Consider the following 20,631-nt stretch of genomic DNA (forward strand, 5'->3'; position numbering starts at 1 on the left):
CTCGGCGCCACAGCCGTACACGTCAAGCCTACGCCTTTTTTGTTTGACGTGAAGCAAAACGCTGGGCCGAATCGTCAGAGAGAAATGATAAAGTTGTCTGCGCTATGGACCGAGACTCTCGAAGAAGCTCCGACCCCCCGAGTACCTGCCGCGCACTCGCGCGGCACCACACTCATAATCACTCGCCCGAGGGGGGCATCGCGTGAGCGATTGGCTACTCCTCGCCGTAGGATTAATTCTCACCGCGGGCACGGGCATCTTCGTGGCAGCGGAGTTCTCGCTGGTCGCGCTCGACCGGCAAGACCTTGAGCGTCGACGAGCGGGCGGCGAGCGCGGCCTCGACCGCGTGATTCGCGGTCTCTCTCGCACCTCGACGCACCTATCGAGTGCGCAACTGGGTATCACGCTCACCACGCTTCTCGCGGGTTACACGCTCGAGCCGTCAATCAGCTCGTTCCTCGACGCGCCGCTGGGCGCTCTCGGAGTGCCCGCCGAGCTGCGTCGTACGATCAGTGCACCCATCGCGGTCGCGCTTGCCACGGTGATCTCGATGATCGCGGGCGAGCTGGTGCCCAAGAACTTCGCGCTGGCAAAACCCCTGCCCACGGCGCGGTTTGTGATGCCCGCGCAGGCGGCATTTACGACCGCGTTCAAGCCTGCGGTGCTCGCCCTCAACGGGAGCGCGAACGGTATCTTGCGCAGCATCGGCATCGAGCCCAAAGAGGAAATCTCGGGCGCGCGTTCGGCAGAAGAGCTTTCGTCGCTCGTGCGGCATTCGGCGAGCGCTGGGCTCCTCGAAGAAGACACGGCAACGCTGCTCGGGCGCACACTGCGCTTTGCTGAGCTCACCGCGGCCGACGTCATGACACCCCGGCTCAAGATCGAGAGCCTGCAGCGCCTACAAACCGCCGGTGACGTCCTTGAACTCTCAGGCCGCACCGGGTTCTCGCGGTTTCCCGTGATCGACGACGACCGCGACGACGTCGTGGGGGTCGTGCATGTGAAGCAGGCCGTGGCAGTGCCGCGTGCGAAACGCGCCGACGTGCCGGTGGCCGCTCTTGCAGAGGATGCGTTGCGCGTCCCCGAGACGATCCGGCTCGATCAGCTGCTTGAGGACCTGCGAGGCCAGGGATTTCAGCTGGCGATCGTGGTCGATGAGTATGGCGGTACAGCGGGCATTGTGACGCTCGAAGACCTGGTCGAGGAGATCGTGGGTGAGGTCGCCGACGAGCACGATCGTGCCGCGGCGGGGGTCTTGGGTACGGCCGAGCAGATGACGTTTCCGGCAGACCTGCGCCCCGATGAGCTCGCTGAGCAGACGGGAATCGACGTGCCCGAGGGCGATGAATACGACACGGTGGCTGGTTTCGTGCTGAGCGAGCTGGGCCGCATGCCCGAGGTGGGCGACGAAGTGCGCCTCGCGGGCGGCGGCACGCTGCGGGTCGAACGCCTCGAGGGGCGCCGGATCTCGCGGCTCAAGTTCACGAGTGACCCGCTGCCGAATCGCCCTCCCGCGAACGACACAGACGACACTGACGACACTGGCGACACTGACGAAGCAGCGCGAGGGGAGGGCTCATGAGCGACTGGATGGGCATCATGTGGCTTGTCGTGCTGCTGATCGCGAACGCGTTCTTCGTGGGCGCCGAGTTCGCGGTGATCTCGGCGAGGCGCTCGCAGATCGAGCCCAAGGCCGAGGCCGGCTCGAAGCGCGCCAAGACTGCGCTCTACGCGATGGAGCACGCGACCCTCATGTTGGCGACGAGCCAGCTGGGGATCACCGTCTGCTCGCTCATGATTCTGAACGTGTCTGAGCCCGCGATTCACCACCTGTTGGTCGGCCCACTGTCATGGACGGGCCTATCAGTCGAGGCCGTGTCGATCGCTGCGTTCGTGATCACGCTGCTGCTCGTGTCGTACCTGCATGTCGTGTTTGGCGAGATGGTGCCGAAGAACGCGGCATTCTCGATGCCGGATCAGGCCGTGCTGCTCCTCGCCCCACCGCTCGTGGCAGTCTCGCGTGTGCTGCGGCATGTTATCGCGGCGCTGAACGCCACCGCGAACGGGGTGCTGCGGCTGTTTGGCGTAGAACCGAAGTCTGAGACCAACAGCACGTTTACGCTCGAGGAAGTGGCGAGTATCGTGAGCCACTCGACGCGCGAAGGGGTGCTCGAGGATCGTAGTGGTGCGCTGACCGCGGCGTTCGAATTTACGACGAAGCGGGCGAGCGACCTGCTCGTGCCGCAGGGCAAACTGGTGGTGCTGCCCGCAGGGTCGACACCCGCCGATGTTGAAGCCGCGGTGGCTCGTCACGGGTTCTCGCGCTACTTGCTCGCCGATGAGGCCGGAGGGCTGCGCGGCTACGTGCACATTAAAGACCTCGTGCGACTGGGCGACCATCGGGTCTGCGAACCGATTCCGGGCAAGCGTGTGCGCGAGATGCTCTCGATGCATGCTGACACCGAGCTCGAAGATGTGCTGTCACGCATGCAGGCGCGGGGGATTCACCTCGCTCGCATTCATGACGCGCAGGGGCAAGAGCTCGGCGTCGTGTTTCTCGAGGACGTCATCGAGCTGCTCGTGGGAGAGGTGCACGACGCCACGAAACGCAACCGCTTCGAGTGAGTTAGTCACGCACGTCGAACGTGATGCGGGCCGCAACTTCAGTGTGCTCGTTGTCGATTGCGAGCACACTGACCGGTGCCTGTACGGTGACCGCGAGTTCGGCACCCTCGTCGTCGAGTGAAATGACGTTGAACTGCACGGAGGTGTCGGGGCGTTCAACTCCGCCGTAGGTGAGCGTGCCCACAGCGGTGAGCGACCCGTCTTTGCTCTGTACACGTCGCAGCACGGTGGGCTCGGTGAGTTGAAAGGAAGCGGTGGCATGGTCGCCGAGCTCGCCGCCGAACCTGGTTTCAAACCAGGCGTCGGTGATGACCCCGTCACCCACAACGAAGTAGCCAGAAGGGCTGATCGCTGCTGGCAGCGCGATGCTCGGCGATGACTGCGCAGAGGAGATCTCGATATCGGTCGCCTCATAGATGCGCTCAGACGGCGGCGCCAGCACATCTGAGTCTTGTGCCGCGCTCAGCCTGGTTGCGTGCGCTGACGTGTCAATCGCCTGTGTGCAGCCCGTAAGGCCACACGAGAGCGCGACCCCCGCCAGCAAGATCGCTTGTGCGGTTTGACCCATGCGGTGTTGTAGTTTGAGACTCACCCTGGGGCCCTTTCGTGTCGATCCCACCCTGCCGCGTTCGAGCCTAGACGGGCAAGGTGGGAGGGATCCGAATGATCGGTGTGAGCGCCCTCAGGCGTGGCGTCATGCGTCGCGTAGGGCATCGACAGGTTCGATGCGCGCGGCTTTGAGCGCCGGGTATGTGCCAGCGGCGAGGCCGACGAGTGCGCCGACGCCCACACCGAGGGGTGCCGCCCACGGTGCGATGACCGGAGTCCACTGCTGTACGAGGCACACGCCTAGTATTGCGAAGATGCCGACGACGACACCCATGAGCCCGCCGAGCACCCCGCTCGTGAGGGACTCGAGCATAAACTGCCGGGCAATGTCTCTCGTGCGCGCCCCGAGTGCACGGCGCAGCCCAATTTCGCCGCGCCGCTCTGACACCGACAGCAGTGTCACGTTAGCAATGCCAATACCGCCCGCGAGCAGTGCCACGATACCGACGGCTAAAAAGAGCACGTTGACGTCTGCCTCAACGCCTGCCTGCAGGTCATTGCCCGACTTCGGCGCCAGCACCTTGAACCCTTCTGGGTCATTGGGGTTGAGTGCGATGGGAGCTTGACGTGCGACGACTGATCCGGCACCGATCGCGATGCGTATGTCGAGACTGTCTGGGCGAGTGAGACCGAGCTCTGTGCGGGCCGTGTCCACGGGCACTATGACAGCATCGAGCAAACCCGAGCGCGTACCCACCTTGTCGATGATGCCAATCACGGTGTAAGCGCGCTCGTCGATGAAAATCGCGGGAGAGCCGGTGACACGGTTGATGCCGAGTCGCTTCGCCGCCTCCTTGCCGAGTACGACGACGCGGTCGGCGCGCTGGTTATGGCCGTCGTCAAAGAATCGACCGGTCTGGACCCGGCCGTCAACGACGCTCAGTAGTTCAGGGGACGCCGCCACGATGGGTGGTGCGGCCTGCGCCGCCGCCGACGGGTCTTGCACGCGCACCGCCGTGACGGCGAGGCTGCCGGGCACCTGCGCATACAGCGCCGAGTGCTCAACCCCCGCAAGCGTCGACACGCGTTCGACTGAGTCCCAAGGTATGCGCGCGGTGGCTCGTTCTTTACCACCAGCGCCGTTGGTCGAGCCCGGTTCAACGGTCACGCGCGTTGCCGCGAGCGCGTCAAACTGCTGCGCGATCTGCCCGGCTGCCGTCTGCGCAAATCCGATCGTGGCGACGAGCGCGGCAATGCCGAGCACCGTGCCAATCATGGTGATCAGCAGACGTGAGGGCCGCGCGCCTATCCCCTCGAAGGCCTCGCGAATGAGGTCGCGCGGAGTGATCCGGTGCCGCGTCATGCCAACTCCGTGAGTGTACCGTCGTGCATGCGCACGCGGCGGCGGGCGGCCGCCGCAACCGACTCGTCGTGGGTGATCATGACGATCGTGAGGCCGTCTTCGCCGAGCTGGGCGAAGAGCTCCATGATGGAATCGGAGTTCTTGCGATCGAGGTTGCCTGTCGGTTCGTCGGCGAGCAGGAGCCTGGGGGACCCGCTCACGGCGCGAGCTATCGCGACGCGCTGGCGCTCACCGCCCGAGAGATGCTTGGGCGAAAAATCGACGCGGTGGGCGAGTCCCACGCGCGCGAGGGCCTGCCGCGCGCGACGTTCTCGCTCGTCGCGCGGTACACCCTCGTATGTTCCGGCGAGCATCACATTCTCGAGCACGCTGCGGGTCGGCATGAGGTGGAACGATTGAAATACGAAGCCGATGGCGGTAGCGCGCAGCGCCGCCCGGTCGTCTTCGCTGAGCGCACCGACGTCGACGCCCTCGAACAAAAACGTGCCCGTGCTTGGACGGTCGAGCAGGCCGAGGGTGTTGAGCATCGTTGACTTGCCCGAGCCCGACGGGCCCACGATCGCGAGGTAGTCGCCGCGTTCGATCGTGAGGTCAATGCCGCGCAGCGCGTTGACCGCGGGGGGACCTGGAAAATACCGGGTCACATCGTCGAGCGACACGATCGGCCCCGCATTCGTAGCGTCGCCGATGGGATCGTCGAGCTCGCTCACTTGCCGACCACAACCTTTGCGCCGGGTTTGATGCGGGCGTCGCCGCTCGTGACCTCGACGAACCCGTCGGCGGCGAGACCGGCCTTGACGTTCACGAGCTCGGTGACGGCGTCGGGGCCGCTTTTGAGGTCGACGAGCAATTCGACGCGGTCTTCGCCGCCCGAACCGGCAGACAGAGCCGCGATGGGAACCGACAGCACCTCGCCCTCGGTTGACGCGACGGGAATCCGCAGTCGCACGTTTGTGCCGCGCACGGCCTCAATCTGCTCAGGCGTAAGCGTTTGTGGTGTGAGATGTACCTCGTAGCGTGCGCTGCTGTCAGTGCCCGAACCGCTTGAACTTCCAGCACCGCCGGATCCCTGCCCTTCGCCCCCCTCATCGCCCTGGCCGCCCTTCTTCTTGGGCGTGACGATTTTCTGTACTGTCGCGGTCAGCTCGTCGCCGCCCGGGCCAGGAAAAAACGCTTCGGTACCGTCTGTGAGCAGCTCTGCATCTTGCTTCGATACGGTGCCGATGATGGTGAGCTGCGCGCCCGACACACTCATCGGGCTGCCCGAGAGGATGTCGCCGCGCTCGACTGACACAGCATCAACGCGACGGGGCAGACTCTCAAGGAAGAGCACCTCACTTGAGGGTAGCGTCGGCTGAGCGGCCTGTTGCGCTTGGGCGAGCTCGTTCTGTGCGTCTTCGAGCAGCGTGTATGCAGAATGCACCTCGGCCTGTTCGCCGATGAGGGAAGACGATTTGTCTGCGCGCGCCTGCTCGAGGTTCGCCTGTGCTTGAGCGATACTCACGTTTGCATCGCGCACGGCACGCTCGGCGGCGCGCAGCGCGTCTTGGGCGGCCTCGCCACCGGTGGCAGCTGAGTAACCGATTTGTTCGTAGAGTGCGCCGAGGCCTGCGGCGGTGTCCCACTCAAAGGTGTCATTGCTGGTATCGCCCGACGCATACCCCATGCCCGCGAGCGCGGTCTTAAGCTGCGTGACGTCTGGGCCGCGCATGCCGATTGAGAGCGATCGGTAGGCCGGCAGCCCGCCCGGCATCACGATCACGGGACGCCCGGCGACCTCGAGCGCAATGTTGCCGGTGTTGAACTCGGTGCCCACCGTTGGTACGTGGCCCGTGATCACGGGGCGATCGTCACCCCCGGCGGTGTCGATCGTCACATCGACTGCGTCGGCGTAGGTCACTTCGCCTCGCGAGACGACCGTGTTCTCGATCGTGCGGAGCTCAACAGGAGTAGTGATGGGGCCGGGCTCGGGAGGCTTCGACTTCGCGGCTAACTCGGCGGGGGAGACGATGAACTGCATCGCGGCGATACCGACCAGGAGCGATGCGACCGCAACCGAGGCGACGAGCGTGACAAGCCTGGTGCCAGACCAGCCGCGACGCTCGGGTGTGGGCCTGTCGGGAGCCTCAACCGTGTCAGACGTGTCAGACGTCTCAGGAGTTTCGCTGGAGTCCTCTGTCACAGGATCTAGTCCTTCTTGCTCTTGACGCCGTACTGGGCGACCATCGCCTCAAGGGTGGCCTTGTGCTCGTCGACAAACTTCTGTTCAGCGTCGAACATGATCTTCATCTGAGCGTCATCGTAGTTAGATTTCTTCTTGCACTTTGTATCTGCGAGTGCGACTTCGATTTCGCGCTCCTGGAACTTCTTGTTCTCTTCTTTGCTGGGTTCCTTGTACTCGCCGTCATCGCCGATCATTGACATAGCGTTTAGCTCGTCATAGAGCGTCTGCTGGGCAGCGTTGGGGCTCGTGAACTCGCTGAGGCCAGCCTCAGCCATGCAGTCGGCCCAGGTGCGGTTCAGCTTTGCGATGTCTTCGTTTGGATTCTGCTCGTCGTAGAGCGTGTTCCACATCTCTTCCATCGCTTTAAACATGTCGGCGAATTGGGGGTCTTCGCTCGCGGCCTGATACGGGTCGGTGTCTTGCTGTAATTCGTGCTGGGCTGCGCCGTAGCAGCCGGAGGTCTCCCAGTTGTACTCGTACTGGTAGTCTTCGTCCTCCATCGCGGCCATTTCTTCCTCGGTGGGTGAAGGGCCGCTGAGCGCCTCGTAGTACGCGGTTTGCTCAGATTCGCTGAGTGAGTTCACATAGTCGGCATTGGGATCGACCCACTCTTCTTCTGACATGGTCTCTTCAGAGCCCATCCACGGTGAATCGATGATGCCGTAGCCGTATTGCTTTGCGAATTCCTCGGTGCCCCACTCTGGGCCTTCAGGCTCTTCATCAGGCGAGTAAACTGTGCCGCCATTATTGGTGTCAGGGGTGTACTCGAACCCCTCTTTCGCCATGCAGGCAGCGATCAGATCTTGTTCCTCGATGTTCTGCTTATCGAGCTGCTCCTGTGTAATCTCTTCGCCGTCCCATAGGGCGTTCGTGTATTTCGACAGCGGGCCCTGGCCCGGCTCGGTTTTGTTTGAGTCAGCGCCGCTGCAAGCGGTAAGCATGAGTGCTGCGGCGGCAAGCGCGGCAGGAAGTATGAGACGCACGGGGCGCGTAACGCGTGAAATCTTAGGCATCAGGCTCTCGTTCGTTTGGGGCCGCTAGCGCTTCGATGCGGCAGCGCTTGTCGGTGAATGGGTACAACTGTAGTAGCTGACACGCCCTGGTTGCGTAGCCACACGGCTTAGCCGTCTGCGCTGCCACGCGCAGCACTCTCGCTGCCGTACTGGGCGACCATGGCATCGAGCATCGTCTTGTGCTCGTCGACGAATTCTTGCTCAAGCGCAAACAAGATCTGTGTGAGCGAGTCGTTGTATTTGACGGCTTTCTTGCACTCGGCGTCAGCGAGAGACACTTCGAACTCGCGTTCCTGAAACTTCTCTTTGTCTGCCTTGAGTGGCCCCTGGTATCGGCCGTCTGCTGTCGCTGGCCGTTCAATGCTGCGGTACTCGGCTTCGAGTGCCTGTAAGGCGACATTTGGTGAGGCGTAGTCTTCTTGCCCCGCCTCAGTCATGCACTCAGCCCAGGTGCGGTTGAGCTCCGCGACGTCTTCATGCGGCTTCTCATCGTCGTAGACACCGGCCCAAATTGTTTGCATCTGGGTGAAGAGGTCGGCATACTGCGGATCTTCGCTTGCGGCCACATACGGGTCATAATCTTGGCCCGTTTCATGCCGCGCGAAACCGTCGCAGCCCGAGGTTTTCCAGTCGTACCCCGCCTCGGCGTTGCCGTCTCCTTCTTCGAGCGCGGCCAACTCTTCGTCGGTGAGCTCTGGGCCAGTGAGCGCTTCCCAGTATGCGGCACGTTCGGTGTCGGAGAGCGAATCGACGTAGGCGGTATTCGGGTCGACGAACTCCTCGGGTTCAGGGCGCTCCGCCATCACCTGAACGAAGGGGTTGTCGGCGATACCGTAGCCGTATTGTTTGACAAACTCGTCTGTGCCCCAGTCGGGCGCTTCGACTTCGCTTTCAGCGTTAGTTTCGACACCCGTGTTGATGACAGGTGTGTACTCAAACCCTTCGTTCGTCATGCACTGCGCAATGAGCTCCTCATGCTCAGTCTGCTGCTTCACGATCTGCTCTTGTGTGAGCTCTTCGCCGTCCCAGAGTCCGTTGGTGTAGGTGGCAAGAGGGCTCTCGTCATAACTGGTGGGTGCAGGTGTGTCACCGCTGCACGCCGTAAGCAGGAGCGCTGTGGCCGCGAGCGCGGCGGGCAACAGTAAACGTGCGGGGCGCGTCGCGCTTGAAAAGCCAGACATCGGGCTCTCTTCCGTGTAAGCCGAGTACGTGTTGAAGCGGTCGAATTCTGCAAGCTTCAACACAACTGTAGCGGACTGGCGATGCCACCGCGGCAGGCCTGACGAGGTACGGTCTCAGCTGTTCAGCAGGCGCAAGAGCTCTGTACCGACGCGTTCAAACTCGATGAGAAACGCATCGTGCCCAAACGGTGAATCGATGCGTGTGGCTTGGGGCCCGTCGAGGCTGCCGGGGGTGTGATGCGCGATCTCGTCCTGGCCGTCGAGCGTGAACAGGCGGTCGCTTGGAATGCCGAGTACCAGTGTGGGGAGCTCGAGTGTCGACAGCGCTGCGCGCACGCCGCCGCGGCCGCGGCCCACATCGTGCGAGTTCATGGCCTGCACGAGGGTCAGGTAGCTGTTGGCGTCGAATCGGCGTGTGAACTTGTTGCCGTGAAAATCGAGATATGACTCGACAGCGAAGCGGCCGCCACTGCCGAGCGGGCTTACCGCCGACTGCCAGGCACGACCAAAACGCTCGTCGAGCTCAGTGTTCGAGCGGTAGTTGAGCAGCGCGAGCCTGCGCGCGGTAGCGAGGCCGTGGTGCGGACCCACCCCGTCAGGGGCGTCGTAGTAGTCGCCACCGTGGTAGGCAGGGTCGCTACGTATTGCTTCGAGCTGCACGAGGTTCAAGCCGATCTGGTCGGCGGTCGTTACGGGAGGCGCCGCGATGACGGCGAGCCGCCCGGCGCGGCCGGGCTGAGTGAGGGCCCACTCGAGCGCGTGCATGCCGCCCATTGAGCCACCGATGACGGTGTGAAACCGATCAATGCCGAGGGCGTCTGCGAAACGTGCGGCCGCAGCCACCTGGTCACGAATAGTGAGGAACGGAAACCGGCCACCCCACTCGCGATGCTCGGGGTCGAGGGATCCGGGGCCTGTCGAGCCCTGGCAGCCACCGAGCACATTGGGGGCCACGACGCAGTATTTTTCGGTGTCGAGTGGGCGGCCCGGGCCGACGATCTCAGACCACCAGCCGTCGGTGGGGTGGCCGGGGCCCGCGGGCCCCATCAGGTGGCTGTCGCCCGTGAGCGCGTGGAACACGAGAATCGCGTTGTCGCGTGCGTCGTTGAGCTCGCCGAAGGTTTCGTACGCGATGCGCACGTTGGGTAGCTCTTCGCCCGCCTCGGTCGTGAGTGAGCCGATCGCAGCGAACTGCCGCTGGCCCACCGGGTCGCCGTCGCGCCACCCGCCCGAGATGGGGGGTCGGCCCATGAGGGCGCGCAGCTGGGCGTCAGTGATGAAGTCGGTGGGAAACGAGTCCTCGGGGGTCTGCCAGTCCATGATGATCCATTCTGCCGGGTCTGCGTGCGTGGTGCGGAGCGTGCGTGCGTGTGCGCGTGCGCGAGTACACGCCAGGGGTATGACGCGATATGCCCCAAACGCGCCTTCGCAGCGGAGCGAAGGCGCGTTCGGGGCGATCTGCGGCGCGAGGTTATGCGTTGGCGTTGGCCTCGGCGACAACCTTGCGTGCGGCGGCGAAGCCCTTCTCGAGGTCGGCCTTGATGTCATCGATGTGCTCGAGGCCCACCGAGAGTCGCACGAGCCCCGGGGTGACGCCGGCGGTGAGCTGCTGCTCGGGGGTGAGCTGCGAGTGTGTGGTCGAAGCGGGGTGAATGATGAGGCTGCGCACGTCGCCGATGTTGGCGACGTGGCTGAACAGCTCAACGTTCTCAACGGCCGCGCGGCCGGCTTCGACGCCGCCCTTGAGCTCGAACGAGACGACAGCGCCTACGCCCTTCGGGGCATACTTGTTCGCGGCGGCGTACCACGGGCTCGTCGGCAGACCCGAGTAGTACACGGTGGCAACGTCGGGATGGCCGTCGAGCCACTCAGCGATTTCTTGCGTGTTCTGCACGTGGCGCTCCATGCGCAGTGACAGGGTCTCGATACCCTGCAGCAGTAGCCACACGTTGATGGGGGCGATCGATGCGCCGAGGTCGCGCAGCAGCTGCACGCGCGCCTTGATGATGTAAGCGATGCCGTCACCCACCGCGCCGGTGTAGCTCACGCCGTTGTATGACTCGTCGGGCTCGGTGAGACCGGGGAACCGGTCGACGTGCTCTGACCAGGCAAACTTGCCGCCGTCGACGATGACGCCGCCCATGGTTGTGCCGTGGCCGCCCAAGAACTTGGTGGCCGAGTGCAGCACGATGTCTGCGCCATGCTCGATGGGGCGCACCAGGTAGGGGCTCGCAACGGTGTTGTCAACGATGAGGGGCAGGCCGTTTTCGTGAGCCACGTCTGCGACGGCGCGAATATCGAGCACGTTCGAGCGCGGGTTTGCGATGCTCTCGGCGAAGAACAGCTTCGTGTTGGGGCGAACGGCGCGCTGCCATGCGGCGGGATCGTCTTGATCCTCCACGAACGTGACCTCAATGCCGAGCTTCGCGAGCGTGTACTTGAAGAGGTTGTAGGTACCGCCGTAGATCGATGACGATGACACAATGTGGTCGCCCGCGCCCGCAATGTTGAGCACCGCAAACGTCGAAGCTGACTGGCCGCTCGCGAGCAGCAGGGCTGCCGTGCCCCCCTCGAGCGCGGCGATACGCTGCTCAGCAACGTCTTGCGTCGGGTTGTTGAGGCGCGTGTAGATGGGCCCAAACTCGGTGAGTGCGAAGCGGCCCGCTGCCTGCGCAGTGTCTTCAAACACAAACGCGGTCGTCTGGTGAATCGGCAGCGCACGCGAGCCCGTGGTCGGGTCTGCGACCTGGCCGGCGTGAATCTGCTGGGTCTCAAAGCCCCAAGCGGTGTTATCAGTCATCGTGAAACTCCTCGGTGAGTGGAAGTAGAGGGTGCCGCCGCGACGGAGTTCGCGAGGGTGCTGCCAAGAGACTACGAAATGGATGCATGCGTGGCAATGTTTGCTGACACGAGGCGTAACCTACCGCAGATGCGCCACAGGGGTCGCTCGTTTCGTGGCGTCACGGGCTGATCTGCCACCGGTTTCAGGCAGAATATGTTCATGACTGATCCGGATCATGGCCTCGCGGCGCTTGAGAGGCTCCAGGCCGCGGGCCGTATTGCCCCAGACTGGGCCGATGCGCTTCGCCCGGTGGCGGACGACCTCGACACGGTGCTCGCATTCGTCGACGCAGAGCGGGCGGCGGGCCACGAGGTGCTGCCGCCCGCCGAGTGCGTCTTGCGGGCGTTCGAGCGGCCGCTCGCGCTGGCTCGTGTGCTCGTCGTCGGGCAAGACCCGTACCCCACCCCCGGTCACGCGATGGGGTACGCGTTCTCGGCGGCCCGCGACGTACGTCCGCTACCGCGTAGCCTCGTCAACATGTATCGCGAGCTGCACGACGATCTCGGGGCCTCGCCTGCCACTCACCCCGACCTGAGCTCTTGGGCCGCGCAGGGAGTGCTGCTGCTCAACCGCGTGTTGACGGTGAGGACGGGGGAGGCGGGGTCACACCGACGTAAGGGGTGGGAGCGCGTTACCGACTGCGCGATCGCCGCGCTCGCAGCACGTGGCGGGCCGCTCGTCGCAATTTTGTGGGGCAACGACGCGCGGGCGCTCGCGCCCCGCCTCGCCGGTGTGCCCGTGATTGAGAGTGCGCACCCGTCGCCGCTGTCGGCTAGGCGCGGGTTCTTTGGGTCGAAACCGTTTAGCCGCGCGAACGCCGAGCTGGTGGCGCAGGGCGCCCCTCCGATTGATTGGCGCCTGGGCTGAGCTCAATCCAACGGATTACCCGGTTGCAACACCAAGCGGCCGCAACAGATGGGAACCTCCGTACGGTTCAGAGGCTTATAAAGCGTACGGAGTGTCCCTTCTGTGGCGCGGTTACGGGGTGAGGTCTGCCGGTTTACGTCCACGCACGAAGAACCAGTAGCAGGCGGCAATGAGAACGACCCAACCGGCGCCCACGTAGATCGCCGGGCGGGTGTCGGGCACGATCGCGATGAGTGCGAGCACCACGATCACGAACGCGATCGTGATGTACGACGCGGCAGGCCACCAGGGCACAGGGAACGCGCTCGGCGCGAGCCCGGCGCGAGCCACCTCGCGTTTCATGCGCACGTGGGCGATCAAGATGACAAGCCACACCAGCACGGTCGCGAACGTCGCGAGCGCGGCGATTAAGAAGAAAACTTGATCCGGAAATAGCGCGTTGATTACGACGCCGACGAGCAGCGCAGCGACCATCGCCACGACCGGCATATAGGGCACGCCGCCGCGGCTCGTGCGCGTGAACGAACGAGGGGCCTGCCCCTTGAGCGCGAGGCCGTGCAGCATGCGGCCCGCGCCGAAGATGTCGGCGTTGATGGCAGACAGAGCGGCCGTGATGATCACGAAGTTGAGCACGTGGGCGGCGGCGGGAATGCCGAGCGCGTCGAACACCGACACGAAGGGGCTCGAGTTGCCGTCGATCGCGTTCCACGGTTGCAGACACATGATGACGCCCAGCGTGAGTACGTAGAACAACAGAATGCGCAGCGGCACCGAGTTGATCGCGCGCGGAATCACGCGGCCGGGGTCTTTGGCTTCGCCGGCGGTGATGCCGATCACCTCGATGCCGCCGAACGCAAACATGACGATTGTGAACGAGGCGACGAATCCCCACACGCCGTTGGGCATGAACCCGCCGTGGTTAAACAGGTTTGAGAGGCCCGCCGCGCCCGCGCTTTGCGTACCGAAACCAAACACGATGACGGCGATGCCGCCCGCGATCATGAGCACGATCGCCGAGATCTTGATGAGCGAGAACCAGAATTCGAGCTCGCCAAACGCCTTCACGCTAATCAGGTTGAGCGCCGCGATAAAGAACACGGCTGCGAGCACCCAGATCCAGCGGTCGACGTCTGGAAACCAGAACCCCATGTAGATGCCAAACGCGGTGACGTCTGCGAGCGCGACGACGAACATCTCGAACGTGTACGTCCAGCCCACCAGAAAGCCCGAGAACGGGCCAATGTACTTCGAGGCGTAGGCAGAGAACGAGCCCGAGACGGGGTTGCGCACGGCCAGCTCGCCGAGTGCGCGCATCACCATAAAGACCGCCGCGCCGCCAATGATGTACGCGAGCAGCACCGAGGGCCCAGCGGTCTGAATCGCGCCCGCCGACCCCATGAAGAGGCCCGTGCCGATCGCTGACCCGAGCGCCATGAACCTGATGTGGCGGGCCGAAAGCCCCCGCTTGAGCGCGGTCTGCTGCGGTGCGGCGGCGTGCGGTGCTGCGGCGGGCGAGCCGTCCGTCGAATTCATGGTGTGTTCCCTCTCGGCGGGGTCTCCCGCACCGAAACACTCTAACCCGGGCGGCTCCGTGAGACGCAATCGAGGGTGCCGCCCGCGACTCGCGTGCTGGCCGTGCGTGGCTTGCGGGCGTCTCGCGGGCGGCCTGATCCGGGCTAGTGCCGCCCGAGCCGGGTAGCGAGGCTCGCCGCGGTTACTTGCCGAGCCGGGTAGCGAGGCCGGCAGCGGCCTCAAGCACGCAGAGCGCAGCAAGGCGCACGGTGCGCTGGTCGCTCGTGTCGGCTGTCGCATCGACCTCGGCGATATCGATGCCGCGCACCCGCGGGTCGGTGGCGAGGAGCCTTGCCGCGAGCCGCAGCTCGTGCGCCTGAATACCACCGGGAATTGATGCGGGGCAGCCGGGGGCCACCGAGCGATCGCACACATCGACGTCGAGGTCGACGTGCAGTGGGCCGCCGCCTGAGCCTGCAATGTGTAGCGCTTCTTCGACAACCTCGTGCATGGTGCGCGTGTGTAGTTCGTCGCGGTGAATGACCGTGATGCCGTATTCCTTGGCGCGGCGGCGGTACTCGGCTGAGTTTGCGAAGTCGGCGATGCCGATCTGCACGATGCGGCGCGGGTTGAGCCCGGCCTCGATGAGCCTGCGCACGGGGGAGCCGTTCGAGCGGCCGTCGCGTAGATCGTGGTGGGCGTCGAGCGTAATGAGGCCTGCGTTCTCGAGGTCTGCACCGCAGACGCCGAGCGCGGCCGGCACGGTGAGCGAGTTGTCGCCGCCGAGCGCGACAACCAGCTCGGCGCGCTGCGACAGCGTCGCGACCAGTTCGCGAGCGGCAGCTTCGCCCGCCTCAGAGTCGGGGTTTGAGACGTCGCCGGCGTCGACGATGGTGAGCGCCTCGTCGAGCACAATCTCGTTCTCGCGGCGGCGTCGGCCGGGAAACCCCGGGGCGACGACGTGGCTCGAGTAGCGACGCAGGGCCTCGCGCACCGCGGCGGGTGTCTCGTGGGCATTCGTGGGTGAGAGCGATGTGAGCGAGGTGGGAATCCCCACGAGTGCGAGATCGATGTGCGTGTCGTCTGCGGGCAGCGGCCCCCACTCGCCTGTGCGGGGCCAGGCCGGGTCTACCGACAGGTTAGAGGTGACGTGCGCTTCGTTGCGGGGCTCTTCGTTGCGAAACCCTGTGTCGTGGATCATGCTTCGACCGTAACAAAGACGGTGCCCCTCGCGCGCCCCGCTTGACCAATCATCTGGGATCCCAGACAGGGGAGTGTGTGGCGGGGTACCACCCGGCGCGCAGGTGCGGTGTGATCGAAGCATGAACGCATATGCCACCGTCACCCTCGGTGACGCACCCCTCACCATCGCCGACGTCGTCGCCGTCGCACGCCACGACGCCCCCATCGCTGTATCGAGTGCGGCGCTCGAGCGTGTTGCCACCAGCCGCCAGATCGTCGAAGATCTCGCAAACGACTCGCAGCCGCACTACGGTATCTCGACCGGGTTTGGGGCCCTCGCTAAGGTGCAGATTCCCGTAGAAAAGCGGCAGCAGCTGCAGCGCAGCCTCATCAGGTCGCACGCCGCAGGCACGGGTGCCGAGGTCGAACGGGAGGTTGTGCGTGCCCTTATGCTACTTCGCCTCGCAACGCTTGCCACCGGCCGCACGGGTGTGCGCCCGGCCGTGGTTGAGACCTACGCGGCGATCATCAACGCCGGCATCACCCCTGTTGTGCACGAGTACGGTTCGCTCGGCTGCTCGGGCGACCTGAGCCCACTGGCCCACTGTGCACTCACGCTCATGGGTGAGGGGCAGGTGCGGCTCGCCGGGGCGGCGGCCGATGCGGCCCCGACCGACGCAGCAGACGCGCTCGCCGCCGCGGGCATCACCCCGCTCGTGCTCGCAGAGAAAGAGGGTCTCGCTCTCATCAACGGCACCGACGGCATGTTGGGCATGCTGTGCCTGGCGCTGGCAGATCTCGCCGAGCTCTTCGCCGTCGCTGATGTGGCCGCCGCCGCCTCCGTCGAAGGGCTCACCGGCACCGACGCGGTCTTCGCCGCCGACCTGCACGCGCTGCGCCCGCACCCGGGCCAGGCTGCCGCCGCCGCCAACATGCGCGCCGTGCTCGAGGGCTCGCATCTGATTCAGCGCCCCCGCGAGGGCGAGTTCACGCGTGTACAAGACGCCTACTCGCTCCGCTGCGCACCGCAGGTGCACGGCGCCGCCCGCGACACCGCCGCCCACGCTGCGACCGTAGCGGGGTACGAACTCGCGTCAGCCATCGATAACCCGGTCGTGCTCGCCGATGGCCGGGTCGAATCGAACGGCAACTTTCACGGCGCGCCCGTCGCCTATGTGCTCGACTTTCTCGCCGTGGCCGTCGCCGACCTCGCCTCGATTAGCGAGCGCCGCACCGACCGCTTTCTCGATGTCGCGCGCAACCACGGGCTGCCGCCGTTTCTCGCCGCAGACGCGGGGCTCGACTCAGGGCTCATGATCGCGCAGTACACTGCCGCCGGTATCGTGAGCGAGCTCAAGCGACTCGCCGCGCCAGCCTCGGTCGATTCGATCCCGTCGTCGGCGATGCAAGAGGACCACGTGTCGATGGGTTGGCATGCCGGGCGCAAGCTACGCCGCGCGATCGACGGGCTCTCACGTGTGCTCGCTATCGAGCTGCTCACGTCGACTCGCTCGCTCGATTTTCGGGCGCAGGCGCAAGACGCAGCCGAGCATCAGCCGTCGCCCGCAACGCTCGCGGTGCACGAGCTGTTTCGCACGCGCATCGCGGCCCCCGACACCGACTCGTTCCTGTCGCCCACCATCACGGCGGCGCACGAGTTCGTCGTGAGCGGGGCGGTGCGTGCGAGCGTCGAAGCTGCGCTCGGCGCAAAGCTCGCTTAGGCACGACGCTCGCGTACCCGCGACGCTAAGCAGTAGGCCCGGGCTCACCTCTTATCCCGGGCCCACCGCGGCTCGGGCCCACCGCGGCTCGGGCCCAACCGATCCGGCGCGCGATAGGGTGCACTCATGACCGAACCCAAGGTACCGGCGGCCGACCAGACGCTGCGCATCTTGAGCCTGCTCGCGCGTTCGCGTGGGCCGATGGCGGCCAGCATGATCGCCACCCAGCTCGAGCTGCCGCGGTCGACGGTGTATCACCTGCTCGCGACGCTACAGCAGCACGGGTTCGTGATGCACCTGCCCGAGGATAAACGCTACGGGCTCGGCATTGCCGCGGTCGAGCTCTCGAGTGCGTACGAGCGCCAGGAGCCGCTCGGTAGGCTCGGTCGCCCGCTCGTCGCGCAGCTCGTCGACCGGCTGGGCGAGAGCTGCCACCTCGCCGTGCCGCACGGCCGCGACGTGCTCTACGTCATCGAGGAGCGCGCGCCCGGGTCGCGGCCCCTCGTCACCGACGTCGACGTGCGGCTGCCCATGCAGCTCACGGCGAGCGGACGCGCAATTCTCGCATCGCTGCCTAAAGCCCAGGTGCGGGCGCTGTTTCCGTCGCAGGAGGCGTTCGTGCATCGGCACACGCTGCCCGACGGTGAGCACATCGACCGCTACTCCAAGCTGCGTACCGTGCTCGACGATACCCGCACGCGCGGGTATGCGCTCGAGCGGGGGTCGGTCACTGAGGGGCTCGTGTCGATCGGCGTGCCGGTGCTTGACCACCGAGGGTGGCCGGTGGCTGCGATCGCGGTGACGTTCGGTGAAGAGCGCATCGCTCCGGATCAATTCGCAGGCGTCGCCCTCGCCGTGCGGCAGGCGGCGCAGACCCTCTCCACCCGTATTCACGGTCGCGCGTAGGGGCTGCGCCGCGGCCACCCTCACCTTGCCGCGTTTTTTGCACGCTGTGGGGCCACGGGTGGTGGTTATGAGCGCTCTTAACCAGCACTCATGGCCCCGCAAGGTGTGAGCTGCCTCCGGGAGCGCAAAAATCATGTCGTCCACAGGGGCAAAAAGCCAGCGCGAACTTAGCATTATTGGTGCGTCCTGTGGATAAGCCATTTCGGGCGACATTAGTGAACACACTGGGATGTATGTCCCGTATCCCCACACCCCTTGCAGTCTTACCTGGCACAGTGCACACCATCTCTGAATGGGGCAGAATTGGCGTCACTCGCAACATGCTGCGCCACACGAGATTCGTTCGAGTAGGCCAAGGGGTGTACCGGTTGCTGCACGAACCTGAACTCTTGTATGACGAAGGCAAGATGCGCTTTCTCGCGCAGGGGGTGCACCCCGCGATGCGATCGAGTGATGTATTCAGTCACACGACTGCGCTGCTGCTTCGAAAGGTTCCGATCAGGGCTCCCCTCGAACTACACATTACCTCTCCTCACCATAGAAATCGCACCCGCCTCAAGAATGTGACAGGGCATCGTAAGCGAGCGGAGTATCGCACCGTGTCTGACCACACGGGCCTACCGTGTATGCCTGAACTAGACGCGATACTCCAATCAGCATCACTGCTTGAGTTCTGCGAACTAGTGGTTGCCTTTGACCACTTGTTAAAGCTGAGCGGTCCGTCGTGGCAGCGGTATGCGATCGCAACTCGAGAGGAAATAATGGCTGCCATCTGTGCAGGGAAAGTGCTGCAGGCTAGGCGATTGCGCGCGGCCTTGATGGTGGCGCGCGTTGGCGCAGAGTCGCGCATGGAATCATTGTTGCACTTCGAGCTTGCACGCCTAGGGATTGACGACTTAGAGATACAGTCTGCTGTGTTTGATGCGCAGGGAAAATGGGTCGGACGGTTTGACCAAGTTGATCATGTGAAGAAGCTCATCTTGGAGTACGACGGTGAGCAGCATCGTACCGACCGCGGTCAGTACCTGCGCGATGAAGCGAAGCTACAGGGAGCACGCGAGGCGGGGTATGAAATAGTGCGTCTGCACTATGAGGATTTTTTCGCAGAGAATCTCAAAGTAACGCGCTCGTTCTTGTGCGAAAAAACGGGACGGAGCCCACAACCGCTCCCTCGCGAGTTGGCCCGCCTGTTCGCAGAGTCGCCCGCGCCGTCGCTGTAGTTTTGCGCCATCGTTGTATTCGAAAAGCGACGCTGCCGCGGTGTGTTGGGGCCACAACTGGGGGTAATGGGCTCTCAAAACACCGGGTTGTGGCCCCAAACGCGAGGCAGTGTGGCCTGATACGACCTACGACCTATGTGGCCTAAACAAACACGAGCGCGCTACACCTCGCGCACTCCGCGGCGCCACACCGCCGTCGTGAGCGGCATGCCCGGGCGGTACGCGAGGTGGGTCACCGAGGGGGCCTCGAGTAGCTGCAGATCGGCGCGCGCCCCCACGCGCACGACTCCGACCGCAGGCTGCGCTACGCCCCGCGGATCGCGCCAGCCCTCCTCGTGCATGCCGAGTGCGAGCGCGCCGCCGAAGGTTGCCGCCCGCACCGCCTCTTGAATTGTGAGACCCATCTGCAGCACCGCGGTAGCGACGCAAAACGCCATGGAGCTCGTGTACGAGGTGCCCGGGTTGCAGTTTGACGCGATCGCAATCTGCGCGCCCGCGTCGACGAGCTTGCGTGCGGGAGCAAGTGGCATGCGGGTCGATAGGTCACACGCGGGCAGTACGGTCGCCACGGTGCCACGCACCGCCCCGGTGCCGAGTGCCGCTGCCCTGCCGGATCCCGCCCAAGACGCCGCGAGCGCTTCGATGTCTTCGTCGCTCAAGAACGCAACGTGGTCGACGCTGAGCGCGCCGTGCGCGACGGCGAGCTGTACCCCGGGGCCAGGTCCCAGTTGGTTGCCGTGCACTCGTGTGGCGAGCCCGGCGCGGGTGGCGGCCTCGAGCACGCTGCGAGATGCAGCTTCATCGAAGGCACCTGTCTCGCAGAACACGTCGACGGCGCTCACGTACGGGGCAACAGCTTCGAGCATGGGCCCCGTGACGAGGTCTAGGTATGCGCCGGGGTCAGAACCAGCTGGTACGAGGTGCGCGCCTAAGAAGGTGACAGCGTCAACGTGACGGCCCGCGATTTGTGCTGAGCGTACCTCGTCGGCCACCGTCAACCCGTAGCCCGTCTTTGTCTCGAGGGTCGTCGTGCCGCCACGACGGGCCTCGTCGACGAGGCGCTCAAGGTTGTGCTCAAGCGCGGCGTCAGAGGCCTCGCGCGTCGCGTTCACGGTGACGTTGATGCCGCCCGCGGCGTATGCCTCACCCGACATGCGCGCCTCGAACTCGGCGGTGCGGTCGCCCGCAAACACCATGTGGGTGTGCGAGTCCACCCAGCCGGGCAGCACCGCACGCCCCGCCGCGTCGAAGCGTTCGTCGGCGGCCGGCGCCACAGCTGCCGCGCCTACCCAAGCGATGCGGTCGCCCTCGATGACGACCGAAGCGTCGGTGAGGCGCGCCGGGGCGCCTGGCTCGCAAGCGTCAGCGTTCGTGGTGAGTTCGCCAATGTTGTCGATCAGTATTGAGGGCAATGGAGGTTCGCTTT

General features: G+C 64.9%; 17 protein-coding genes. 6 read left to right on the forward strand and 11 right to left on the reverse strand.

Annotated features, from left to right (window positions below; all coding sequences use genetic code 11):
* Window positions 1-202: 202 nt before the first annotated feature.
* Window positions 203-1,582 carry a hemolysin family protein gene (locus tag ACXR2W_RS04095; RefSeq protein WP_458815085.1) on the forward strand — a complete coding sequence of 460 codons (1,380 nt, stop codon included), beginning with the start codon at window positions 203-205 and terminating at the stop codon, window positions 1,580-1,582.
* Entirely contained in the window at window positions 1,579-2,625 is a 1,047-nt protein-coding gene (locus ACXR2W_RS04100; RefSeq protein ID WP_458815087.1) for a hemolysin family protein, read from the forward strand. Before ACXR2W_RS04095 ends, ACXR2W_RS04100 begins: the two co-directional genes overlap by 4 nt.
* A 1-nt stretch (window position 2,626) precedes the next feature.
* Here the strand turns inward: ACXR2W_RS04100 and ACXR2W_RS04105 are convergent, their stop codons facing one another.
* The 8 genes from ACXR2W_RS04105 to ACXR2W_RS04140 all read right to left on the reverse strand — a co-directional run bounded on the left by ACXR2W_RS04105 (window position 2,627) and on the right by ACXR2W_RS04140 (window position 11,755).
* On the reverse strand, window positions 2,627-3,193 hold the full coding sequence (locus tag ACXR2W_RS04105; protein WP_458815089.1) for a hypothetical protein: 567 nt from the start codon (window positions 3,191-3,193) through the stop codon (window positions 2,627-2,629).
* Between the two features lie 126 nt (window positions 3,194-3,319).
* Window positions 3,320-4,537 carry an ABC transporter permease gene (locus ACXR2W_RS04110; protein ID WP_458815091.1) on the reverse strand — a complete coding sequence of 406 codons (1,218 nt, stop codon included), beginning with the start codon at window positions 4,535-4,537 and terminating at the stop codon, window positions 3,320-3,322.
* Entirely contained in the window at window positions 4,534-5,247 is a 714-nt protein-coding gene (locus ACXR2W_RS04115; protein ID WP_458815093.1) for an ABC transporter ATP-binding protein, read from the reverse strand. The genes ACXR2W_RS04110 and ACXR2W_RS04115 overlap by 4 nt, the downstream gene beginning before the upstream one ends.
* The gene (locus ACXR2W_RS04120; RefSeq protein ID WP_458815095.1) at window positions 5,244-6,719 is read right to left on the reverse strand and encodes an efflux RND transporter periplasmic adaptor subunit; all 1,476 of its coding nucleotides are present in this window, start codon (window positions 6,717-6,719) and stop codon (window positions 5,244-5,246) included. The genes ACXR2W_RS04115 and ACXR2W_RS04120 overlap by 4 nt, the downstream gene beginning before the upstream one ends.
* Before the next feature lie 5 nt (window positions 6,720-6,724).
* Complete coding sequence (locus ACXR2W_RS04125; RefSeq protein ID WP_458815097.1) at window positions 6,725-7,774, reverse strand: hypothetical protein; 1,050 nt, start codon at window positions 7,772-7,774, stop codon at window positions 6,725-6,727.
* A 107-nt stretch (window positions 7,775-7,881) separates the two neighbouring features.
* The gene (locus ACXR2W_RS04130) at window positions 7,882-8,955 is read right to left on the reverse strand and encodes a hypothetical protein (RefSeq protein WP_458815099.1); all 1,074 of its coding nucleotides are present in this window, start codon (window positions 8,953-8,955) and stop codon (window positions 7,882-7,884) included.
* 114 nt (window positions 8,956-9,069) lie between these two features.
* On the reverse strand, window positions 9,070-10,275 hold the full coding sequence (gene metX / locus ACXR2W_RS04135) for a homoserine O-acetyltransferase MetX (protein WP_458815101.1): 1,206 nt from the start codon (window positions 10,273-10,275) through the stop codon (window positions 9,070-9,072).
* 151 nt (window positions 10,276-10,426) lie between these two features.
* Window positions 10,427-11,755 carry a bifunctional o-acetylhomoserine/o-acetylserine sulfhydrylase gene (locus tag ACXR2W_RS04140; RefSeq protein WP_458815103.1) on the reverse strand — a complete coding sequence of 443 codons (1,329 nt, stop codon included), beginning with the start codon at window positions 11,753-11,755 and terminating at the stop codon, window positions 10,427-10,429.
* Window positions 11,756-11,956: 201 nt separating this feature from the next.
* On the opposite strand from ACXR2W_RS04140, the gene ACXR2W_RS04145 reads away from it, so the two are divergent.
* Window positions 11,957-12,664 carry a uracil-DNA glycosylase gene (locus ACXR2W_RS04145; protein WP_458815105.1) on the forward strand — a complete coding sequence of 236 codons (708 nt, stop codon included), beginning with the start codon at window positions 11,957-11,959 and terminating at the stop codon, window positions 12,662-12,664.
* 111 nt (window positions 12,665-12,775) lie between these two features.
* Here the strand turns inward: ACXR2W_RS04145 and ACXR2W_RS04150 are convergent, their stop codons facing one another.
* Window positions 12,776-14,197, reverse strand: coding sequence for an amino acid permease (locus ACXR2W_RS04150; RefSeq protein WP_458815107.1), 1,422 nt, complete (start codon window positions 14,195-14,197; stop codon window positions 12,776-12,778).
* A 181-nt stretch (window positions 14,198-14,378) separates the two neighbouring features.
* A complete protein-coding gene (locus ACXR2W_RS04155; RefSeq protein ID WP_458815109.1) occupies window positions 14,379-15,377 on the reverse strand; it encodes an agmatinase family protein in 999 nt (332 codons plus the stop codon).
* A gap of 121 nt (window positions 15,378-15,498) precedes the next feature.
* Here ACXR2W_RS04155 and hutH point away from each other — a divergent pair, with 121 nt between their 5' ends.
* The 3 genes from hutH to ACXR2W_RS04170 all read left to right on the forward strand — a co-directional run bounded on the left by hutH (window position 15,499) and on the right by ACXR2W_RS04170 (window position 19,205).
* Window positions 15,499-17,079, forward strand: a complete 1,581-nt coding sequence (gene hutH, locus ACXR2W_RS04160) for a histidine ammonia-lyase (protein ID WP_458815111.1) — start codon at window positions 15,499-15,501, stop codon at window positions 17,077-17,079.
* 126 nt (window positions 17,080-17,205) lie between these two features.
* Entirely contained in the window at window positions 17,206-17,985 is a 780-nt protein-coding gene (locus tag ACXR2W_RS04165) for an IclR family transcriptional regulator (RefSeq protein WP_458815113.1), read from the forward strand.
* A 626-nt stretch (window positions 17,986-18,611) separates the two neighbouring features.
* Window positions 18,612-19,205 carry a putative endonuclease domain-containing protein gene (locus tag ACXR2W_RS04170; protein WP_458815115.1) on the forward strand — a complete coding sequence of 198 codons (594 nt, stop codon included), beginning with the start codon at window positions 18,612-18,614 and terminating at the stop codon, window positions 19,203-19,205.
* 161 nt (window positions 19,206-19,366) lie between these two features.
* On the opposite strand, the gene ACXR2W_RS04175 is transcribed toward ACXR2W_RS04170, so the two are convergent.
* A complete protein-coding gene (locus tag ACXR2W_RS04175; RefSeq protein WP_458815117.1) occupies window positions 19,367-20,617 on the reverse strand; it encodes an amidohydrolase family protein in 1,251 nt (416 codons plus the stop codon).
* Between the last annotated feature and the right edge of the window lie 14 nt (window positions 20,618-20,631).

Source organism: Leucobacter faecis (assembly GCF_054456695.2).